General features: G+C 57.1%; 9 protein-coding genes and 1 pseudogene. 4 read left to right on the top strand and 6 right to left on the bottom strand.

Features of this window, described 5'->3' with window-relative positions; translation table 11 throughout:
* A partial coding sequence (locus ACTG34_RS06630; RefSeq protein ID WP_439104189.1) for a nicotinate-nucleotide--dimethylbenzimidazole phosphoribosyltransferase occupies positions 1-645 on the bottom strand: 645 nt, incomplete at its 3' end.
* Between the two features lie 53 nt (positions 646-698).
* Here ACTG34_RS06630 and cobS point away from each other — a divergent pair.
* A complete protein-coding gene (gene cobS / locus ACTG34_RS06635) occupies positions 699-1469 on the top strand; it encodes an adenosylcobinamide-GDP ribazoletransferase (protein WP_439104190.1) in 771 nt (256 codons plus the stop codon).
* Between the two features lie 72 nt (positions 1470-1541).
* On the opposite strand, the gene ACTG34_RS06640 is transcribed toward cobS, so the two are convergent.
* From ACTG34_RS06640 to ACTG34_RS06660, 5 genes are all read right to left on the bottom strand, one after another.
* A complete protein-coding gene (locus tag ACTG34_RS06640; protein ID WP_439104191.1) occupies positions 1542-2066 on the bottom strand; it encodes a CarD family transcriptional regulator in 525 nt (174 codons plus the stop codon).
* 343 nt (positions 2067-2409) lie between these two features.
* Positions 2410-2751, bottom strand: a complete 342-nt coding sequence (gene fdxA, locus ACTG34_RS06645; protein WP_062216033.1) for a ferredoxin FdxA — start codon at positions 2749-2751, stop codon at positions 2410-2412.
* Between the two features lie 52 nt (positions 2752-2803).
* A complete protein-coding gene (locus tag ACTG34_RS06650; protein WP_439104192.1) occupies positions 2804-3187 on the bottom strand; it encodes an RNA-binding S4 domain-containing protein in 384 nt (127 codons plus the stop codon).
* A gap of 6 nt (positions 3188-3193) precedes the next feature.
* Positions 3194-6073 carry a helicase-related protein gene (locus ACTG34_RS06655; protein WP_439104193.1) on the bottom strand — a complete coding sequence of 960 codons (2880 nt, stop codon included), beginning with the start codon at positions 6071-6073 and terminating at the stop codon, positions 3194-3196.
* A gap of 52 nt (positions 6074-6125) precedes the next feature.
* On the bottom strand, positions 6126-6746 hold the full coding sequence (locus ACTG34_RS06660; RefSeq protein WP_439104194.1) for a tetratricopeptide repeat protein: 621 nt from the start codon (positions 6744-6746) through the stop codon (positions 6126-6128).
* 31 nt (positions 6747-6777) lie between these two features.
* Here ACTG34_RS06660 and ACTG34_RS06665 point away from each other — a divergent pair, with 31 nt between their 5' ends.
* From ACTG34_RS06665 to ACTG34_RS06675, 3 genes and pseudogenes are all read left to right on the top strand, one after another.
* Positions 6778-7068: an SCP2 sterol-binding domain-containing protein gene (locus tag ACTG34_RS06665; protein ID WP_062216045.1), complete on the top strand. Its 291-nt coding sequence runs from the start codon at positions 6778-6780 to the stop codon at positions 7066-7068.
* A gap of 102 nt (positions 7069-7170) precedes the next feature.
* Positions 7171-8130 carry an alpha/beta hydrolase gene (locus ACTG34_RS06670; RefSeq protein WP_439104195.1) on the top strand — a complete coding sequence of 320 codons (960 nt, stop codon included), beginning with the start codon at positions 7171-7173 and terminating at the stop codon, positions 8128-8130.
* Between the two features lie 62 nt (positions 8131-8192).
* Positions 8193-8452, top strand: a pseudogene (locus ACTG34_RS06675) (M3 family oligoendopeptidase); the annotation flags it as partial.

Below are 8452 nucleotides of genomic sequence, written 5' to 3' on the forward strand. Positions count from 1 at the left end.
ATCCTTGCCCGCGTGACGCGCCACACCTGCGGCAACAACGTCCTCTTTGAGCTTTAGCCCCGCATCGGACACACCCGTGCCACGCCCGACCCAAGCGGCCGCCGCGCCGCCATAAAGCGCATTGGCGATAGCCGCCGCCGAGGTCGTATTGCCGATGCCCATTTCGCCTACCACAAGCAAATCAGCCGTGGGGTCAACCGCATTCCAACCCACCGTGAGCGCGGCCACACAGTCGGCCTCATCCATCGCGGCCCCTTGCGTGAAATCGACCGTTGGACGGTCGAGATCAATTGCATGAACCGACATCGACGCCCCTGCAGTGCGAGACAGCTGATTAATCGCAGCCCCACCTAGTTCGAAATTAGCAACCATTTGAACCGTAACTTCGGGTGGAAAGGCCGAGACACCTTTGGCCGTGATCCCGTGATTGCCCGCGAAAATAATCACCTGCGGAGCCGCCACTGTAGGACGCGCATCACCGCGCCACCCCGCATACCAAAATGCAATCTCTTCGAGCCGCCCAAGCGAGCCCGCAGGTTTGGTCAATTGCGCATTGCGACTTTGGGCCTGCTCGCGCGCGACAGTATCTGACGCAGGCGCATCAGCCAGAAGATCAGCAAACTCGGCTAGGGTAGAAAAAGACATGTGTCACGCTCCTGCATTGTCATTCTTTAACCGCTTGTCTATCGCTAGTCGCCATGACTGAACAGGACAAACCCGCCCCGTTTCGCCCGCAGGCTCATGACATAGCAACCACGCTTGCGTTGCTGACCCGACTGCCTGTACGCGCCAAATTTGATCGCACCGCTCAGGCCGTGTGGGCCTTTCCGCTTGCCGGCCTTGCGGTGGCGTTGATTGCGGGCGCTGTGGCGACGATCTCAATTTGGCTATCGCTCGGTGCGGCGACCACATCCGCGCTCGCGATTGCAACGGGCGTGATCATCACAGGCGCGATGCACGAAGACGGGCTTGCCGATAGTGCGGATGGTCTGTGGGGCGGTTGGGAGCCAGCGCGCCGCCTTGACATCATGCGTGACAGCCACATCGGCACTTATGGCGTTTTGGCGCTCATTCTGGCCATGCTCATCCGCTTTTCTACATTGTCCACATTGGCCCATGCGGGTGTGATTGTGCCCGCACTTATGGGCGCAGCCATACTATCGCGCGCAGTGATCCCGTTCACCATGGCGCTCTTGCCGCCCGCCCGCACCGATGGGTTATCGGTCCAAACCGGACGCCCCCCACGCCGCGCCGCTGTGTTGGCGGCCGTCATCGCACTGGGCCTATCATGGATTGTGGTTGGGTTCGTGCCAACGGTTTTGGCCGCAAGTGCCGCGACCGCAATCGGGTTTGGGGTCGGCGCTCTCGCCAAGGCAAAAATTGGCGGACAGACTGGCGACATTCTAGGCGCCACGCAACTTATCTGTGAGTTAGCCACGTTGCTCACCTTTGCGGCGCTTGCAACCTAATCGACGCCACATAAAAAAACCGCCGCGAGGCATCCCCCACGGCGGCTTTACCATATCAGTCCGTCGACCCGCTTATGCGGCGGCGGGCGGTGGTGCGCGGCTGATCAACACGTCATTGATCTGTTTTTGCGCATCGGTCTCTTCATCACCGGAAACAGCCGCAACTTCGCGGGTCAAACGGTCAAGTGCCGCTTCGTAAAGCTGACGCTCGGAGTAGGATTGCTCGCGCTGATCATCGGCACGGTGCAGGTCGCGCACGACCTCCGCGATGGCGATCAGATCACCGGAATTGATCTTTTGCTCGTATTCCTGCGCACGGCGCGACCACATAGCGCGTTTGACCTTTGCCTTACCTTTGAGGGTTTTCATGGCTTGGTTCACCACGTCGGGCGAGGAGAGCGAGCGCATGCCCACTTCGATGGCTTTGTTGGTCGGAACGCGCAATGTCATCTTGTCTTTCTCAAACGAGATAACAAACAGCTCCAGTTCCATTCCTGCGATTTCTTGCTCTTCGATCGAAATGACCTTGCCCACACCATGAGAAGGGTAAACAACGAAATCGTTCGGGCTAAAGTCGAGTTTCTTAGACTTGCTCATTTGCAGCTTTGTCCTTGCATAAGCTATTAGGTCCGCCTCACAGTCACATCAGCTTCACACGCCTATGAGAGAAAAAGCCGCACCGTAATGCGACGTTCCTGTCAATTTCTGCCCGTGTCAGCGGGAATTTGGCGCGAAAAACCCAAGCCCCGATCACGCATCGCGCAAGGGGTTGGGAGAGATATGCCCTAAGGTGGTTGGAGCATCATACCACAAAATGAGCCGCGAAAAAAGTGACGCAATTGCGAAACGGGCACCATCCCAATGAAATATGGTGAAAAACAGTGAAAACGCGGCGCAAATAGACCGCGTTTTATCCTAATCAGCGCAGGAGTGATTCGCCCTATGCGTCGCCTTCGCCAGCCGCTTCGGAGAAATACTTCTCCATCTTACCGGTCTCGCCGTCCTTTTCCTCATACCCGGGCATCGGGTCTTTTTTGGAGAGGATAACGGGCCACGCCTCGGAATACTTGCGGTTGAACTCAACCCACTTTTCCATATCCGGCTCGGTGTCTGGACGGATAGCGTCAGCGGGGCACTCAGGTTCGCACACGCCGCAGTCGATACACTCGTCGGGGTGGATCACAAGCATGTTCTCCCCCTCGTAAAAGCAGTCCACTGGACACACTTCGACGCAGTCGGTGTATTTACAGGCGATACAGTTTTCAATGACTACGTAGGTCATGGGTGTCGGTCCCTCATCAATGCTTGCGCCTTAGCTATCGCCGCTTTGCAGATCAATCAAGCATATCACGGCGGGAAAGAAGGCCGGTGCGACGATCTTTCTTAGTTGGGCGACCTTTTCCCTCGAATTTGGGGGATGGCGGAACGTAATCCCGCGCCTCTTTGACGGGTGTCTTGTCAATGTAGAGGGTTTGGGCTTCGGGCGCTGGGCCGCGCCTCGTTCCCAACATCGCAACCTCAACCACACGAATGTCGTCGCCTTGCACAAAGGTCAGGACATCGCCCTGCCCGATCAAGGTGCTCTTCTTTGACGTTTTTACGGAATTGAGGCGCACATGACCGCTCGTAACGACTTTGGTCGCCAACGAGCGGGTTTTGAAAAAGCGGGCGAACCACAGCCACTTATCGAGACGGATTGTCTCCCGCTTTTCGTGCATTGTGTCTTACTTTTTATCTTTGAGACCCATTAGCGCGGCGGCGAATGGATTATCGGGATCAATCGGCTTTTCTTTGCGTGGGGGGCGCGCGGAGAAGTTTTGCGGCTTTGTATCGCCACCTTTTCCTTTGCCACCGTCACGGCGTGGACCGCCTTTGCCATCACGGCGCGGGCCACCTTTGCCGGCGGGTTTTCCGCCTTGTTTGGCTTGGGGGCGTGCGCCTTGGGCCTGACCTTGGTTTTGACTACCCTGGCGGCGATTGCCACCACGATTGCCGCCCCAAGTGAAGGTGTAAAACACCTCCATCTCGGCCTCAACAACAGCCGCATCAGCGGCCTCACCTACCGGTGTTTCAGTCTCGGCCACGTCAGCCACTGGAGCTTGCGGTGCGACCTCTTCAGCGGCCTCAGCTGTTTCAACCTCAGCTGCATCACCAGTCGGTGCGGCCTCTACAGGTGTCGTTGCCGCCTGCGCCGCCACAACGCGATCCGCCGCTTTGACTTTCACCCGCTCGGCCTTCTCGGACTTGTAGCCCAAGCCGTCCATGAGATTGGCAAACTGTTCCAACGTCATACCGGTGATCGACAACATGTCAGGGTTCGCCTCGAACCCGCCACGGCTATCCTCGGAGCGCAAAAGATCCGCCAGACGTTCCAACATGTCGATACGAATCGCACGCTCACCACCAAGGCGGTAGCCGGACATATCGTAATAGCCCTCAGGCGCATCCTTGAGCGCGGGAATGGTCACCAGACCCGGAGGGGGGCTATCGGGAAACTCGTCGAGTTTCGCGTTGAGCGCCCACAACAACAGACGCAAACGCGTCGGTGCGGGTTTCAAAATAGCCGGCATAAAGATCGTGAACTGACCAAAGCGCACACCGTGTTTGCGCAACGCGCCACGGGCCTCTTGGTCCAGCTCTTTCACTTCGGTTGCAACGGCTTGGCGCGGGATCACGCCAAGGTTTTCAACCAGACGGAAGGCAAAGCCACGCGCAAGACCTGTCAGCGCCTCGTCTTTCGAGATCGCCAAAAGCGGCTCGAACAAGGTCGCGATTTTACGGTCGATGAAATGCTGCAAGCGGCGTTTGACCTTTTCGGCCACGTCCACGCCTGCGGCCTCATCAACAAACGCTGTGACCTGTGGTTTGAGCGCATCATCGCCCGCAACCAGCTTACCCACAGCATATTCGCCCCACATAAGACCACCTTGTTCGGTGAAATCCATCTCCGTGTCGGGCGCATTATAGAAGCGGTCAGAGCGCAAATTAAATTCTGGCGCGAGCGCGGCAGTCGCGGCTTGCGTCAGTGTTTTGGCTTCATCGGGGCTAGACGCCTTATCCTGAATAAAGCGGAACCCTTCGAGACGGCCAATGAGTTCACCCTCAACCGTCACTTCACCTTTGTCGTTTACGTCGGCCACAAGGCCCTCCTTCTGCTTCAACCGCCGAAGGAGCACACTCGTCCGCCGGTCAACAAATCTCTGCGTCAACGCACCGTGTAGCGCGTCTGACAATCGGTCTTCTACTGCGCGGGTTTCTTCGCGCCAATGATTTTTATCATCGACCCAGCCCTCGCGCTGCGCAACATATGTCCAAGTTCGGATATATGCCAGCCTTTTAGACAGGGTATCGATGTCGCCGTCCGTGCGGTTGATCCGTTTGATTTTCTGCGCGAACCAGTCATCGGGGACACGCCCGAATTCGTGCAGGAACCCGAATATCTGTTCCAACAAGGATGTGTGTTCGCCTTTGCCTATACCGCGAAAATCGGGAACGCGGCAGACATCCCATAGCAAACGGACATCGCGACCCGTTTTAACGCGAGGGCGAACGGCCTGTAATTCTGATATGGTTTTTAACGCCATCAGATCGTCGGCTTGCGGAGCTTTGACCAAAACCTGATCTTTCGGGGCGGCTTCCAGTGAGGCAATCAACCCCTGAACCGACCCGAATTCCAAACGATCATTGCGCCATAGTAGCCTTTTGATCGGCGCGAACCGGTGTTCCTCGATCGCCTCAATGACCTCGTCATCAAAGCCCTCGGCCTCACCCGTCACGCCAAAGGTGCCATCAGTCATGTAGCGCCCTGCCCGCCCCGCGATCTGGCCCAACTCATTGGGGGCCAGATGTCGCATCCGCCGCCCGTCAAATTTGATAACGGAGGAAAACGCCACATGCCCCACGTCCAGATTAAGCCCCATCCCGATGGCATCCGTGGCCACGAGGTAATCCACATCACCGTTTTGATAGAGCTCCACCTGTGCGTTGCGCGTGCGCGGGCTGAGCGCCCCCATAACAACCGCAGCGCCCCCTTTTTGACGGCGCAACAACTCGGCCATGGCATAAACATTATCAACCGAAAACCCCACGATTGCAGAGCGCGCGGGCATCCGACTTACCTTTTTCGACCCTGCGTAGGTCAATTTGGAAAAGCGATCGCGGTGCATGAATTGCGCTTTGGGGATCAGATGCTGAATGACGGACCGCATGGTATCGGCGCCCATAAACAACGTCTCGTGGGTGCCGCGTGCGTTCAAAAGACGGTCGGTGAAAATATGCCCGCGCTCGGGATCGGCGCACAGTTGAATTTCGTCAACAGCCAGAAAATCCGCCCCCATCCCCGTGGGCATCGCCTCCACCGTGCACACCCAATATTGGGCACGCGCGGGGACAATCCGCTCTTCGCCCGTGACCAATGCCACAACAGACGGGCCACGTGCGGCCACGATGCGGTCATAGACCTCTCGCGCCAAAAGACGCAGCGGCAAACCGATGACGCCCGTACGATGACCCAACATCCGCTCGATCGCATAGTGGGTTTTACCCGTATTTGTCGGACCCAAGACGGCGATCACTTGGCCGCCGGTGCCCAAAGCACTGCTCATTTTGTTCGCCTTTGCTCAGGGGTGCAGGGTTAAGAGGACACGCAATATGTCGCTATAGCGCCGTGCCCTCAAGGTGCAGTTCCAGCCGTGCAATCCTGTCAGACAGTCCGGTCATATGAGGATGCACTTCGCGGATTACATAGAGAACTTCAAGAGCCTTTGCCGCACCATCGGTCGCCTCCAAGATAAGCGCCAAGCCCGACAAAGCGCCAAAATGACGCGGCTCAACCGTTAAAACGCGCCCGATATCTTGCATCGACGGCCCATAAAGCCCCGCCATATAATAGGCCGTTGCACGCCCGTTGTAACCTTCGGCAAAATCTGGCGCGTGATCTATCAGGGCGGTGAAATGCTCGATCGCGCCCCTAAAGTCACCGATAGCCAAGGCGTCACGCCCGCGTTCCAACAGTAAATCCATCGCGTCAGAGCCGGAGCGCGCCAACTCTAGCGCTATTTCATCCTCGATCTGCGCCGCCTCGCCCGCATGCGCCTGAGACAGACGCGCGAACAAATCGTCCAGACGCGCGGCATCCACCGCCGCCGCAGGCATCACTGCGCAAAGGACCGCCGATACGCTCAGGGACGCAACGGCACGTTTGAGATATTGTTGAAACCACATCATAACAATCCCAAGTGTAGCTTTCTGGCCAAGCGGGGCAATGCCTCGTATCATAAAATGGTCATCACATTAAAAGGAACACGCCATGAGCGACGTTATCACCACAGCCGTGGACGCATTGAACGAGAAAATCGAAGGCGGTTTTGCCGCTGGGACCGCAAAATTCGTTATCGAAGGCGAAGGCTCGATTGTCATCGACGTTGATGGCGCACGCGCCAGCGATGACGCAGCAGACGTCACGCTAACGGCCGATGTCGACACATTCCAAGGGATGCTTGACGGCTCCTTGAACCCGACTGCCGCTTTTATGGGCGGATCGCTGTCGGTTGATGGAGATATGGGCATGGCCATGCAACTTGGTGCCGCACTGGCATAACCCCCTTGCACGGTGCGGCGCCCCATGGGAGCGTGTCGCACCGTGATCGATTATCAGCCTGAACCACATTATTAGTACCAGTACATTTAAAGCGAGAATCGTATGAAAGCCGCGCCGTATTATGCCGATGTTGCCGATGGTCCCCAATCGGGCCACGCCTATTGGCTCACGACATCTGACGGGCTACGGATCCGCGCAGGGGTCTGGCCACTGGACGCCGAAACCGCACACGACACCGCAAAAGGCACAGTGTTCATCTTACCCGGCCGCACCGAATGCATTGAGAAATACGGACGTGGGGCGCGCGATCTCGCCGCTCTTGGCTATGCGTCCCTTGCGATTGACTGGCGTGGACAGGGCATTGCGGACCGACAGTTGAGCAACCGAAATATCGGCCATGTCGTCTCTTTCTCCGACTACCAATATGACCTCAAAGCTGTGATTGATATGGCGGATACGCTCAAACTGCCACAGCCCTACTTTCTCATCGGCCATTCCATGGGCGGTGCTATCGGCCTCAGAGCGGTTATTAACGGTGCGCATCCCTTTAAAGCGGCTGTGTTTTCCGCGCCAATGTGGGGCATTGGGCTCAATGTAATCCAACGCATTTTGGTCAAATTGGCCGCACCGCTCCTATCGACACTTGGCCTATCGGGCATGATTGCCCTTGGAACGCGCCAAAAACCGTACATGCTTTGGAAGTCGTTCAAGGGCAACAAACTCACCTCAGATCGTGACATGTACGGCTATATGGCGCATCAAGTGATTGCACATCCCGATCTATCCCTTGGCGGGCCGTCTGTGCGCTGGGTCCAAGAATCAATGCGCGAGAACAAAGAAGTGGCGACATTGTCTGCGCCCGACCTACCTGCGCTTTGCTTTCTCGGCTCGGACGAGAAAATCGTTCACACAGACGCGGTGCGCACGCGCGCTATCAATTGGGCCAGTTGCGAGCTGGTCGAGATTGCGGGCGCTCGGCACGAGATTCCAATGGAAACGCCTGCGATACGTGCCGAATTTTATGGAAAATCAGCGGCTTTGTTTGATACGCAATTGAGCTGACCCTTTGCATCTACGCGCACACTCCCTATGTGTCATTCAACACGACATTTTGGAGATCGCTGATGCACCTGACCTTTCCCGCGCCCGTTTTCGATGCCAATGCCCAAGGGGCAAGTGACAAGAATTTTGGCGATCTTCCCAACTGGGATCTAAGCGATCTGTACCCAGCCGCGGACGCACCCGAGGTGCAGCGTGATCTTGATTGGGTTCACACCGCCTGTGCCGCCTTTGCCGCCGATTATGAGGGCAAGCTCGCGGATCTTGACGGCGCGGGCATGTATGAGTGCATCACCCGCAATGAGCGCATCTCCCAAGTGGCAGG

Source organism: Celeribacter marinus, from assembly GCF_965656515.1.
Lineage (GTDB): Bacteria > Pseudomonadota > Alphaproteobacteria > Rhodobacterales > Rhodobacteraceae > Celeribacter > Celeribacter marinus_D.

Coding starts and splice junctions, on each gene's coding strand:
- cobS (WP_439104190.1), top strand. CDS start 699: ATGACTGAACAGGACAAACCCGCCCCGTTTCGCCCGCAGGCTCATGAC.
- ACTG34_RS06660 (WP_439104194.1), bottom strand. CDS start 6,746: ATGATACGAGGCATTGCCCCGCTTGGCCAGAAAGCTACACTTGGGATT.
- ACTG34_RS06665 (WP_062216045.1), top strand. CDS start 6,778: ATGAGCGACGTTATCACCACAGCCGTGGACGCATTGAACGAGAAAATC.
- ACTG34_RS06670 (WP_439104195.1), top strand. CDS start 7,171: ATGAAAGCCGCGCCGTATTATGCCGATGTTGCCGATGGTCCCCAATCG.
- ACTG34_RS06655 (WP_439104193.1), bottom strand. CDS start 6,073: ATGAGCAGTGCTTTGGGCACCGGCGGCCAAGTGATCGCCGTCTTGGGT.
- ACTG34_RS06650 (WP_439104192.1), bottom strand. CDS start 3,187: ATGCACGAAAAGCGGGAGACAATCCGTCTCGATAAGTGGCTGTGGTTC.
- ACTG34_RS06640 (WP_439104191.1), bottom strand. CDS start 2,066: ATGAGCAAGTCTAAGAAACTCGACTTTAGCCCGAACGATTTCGTTGTT.
- fdxA (WP_062216033.1), bottom strand. CDS start 2,751: ATGACCTACGTAGTCATTGAAAACTGTATCGCCTGTAAATACACCGAC.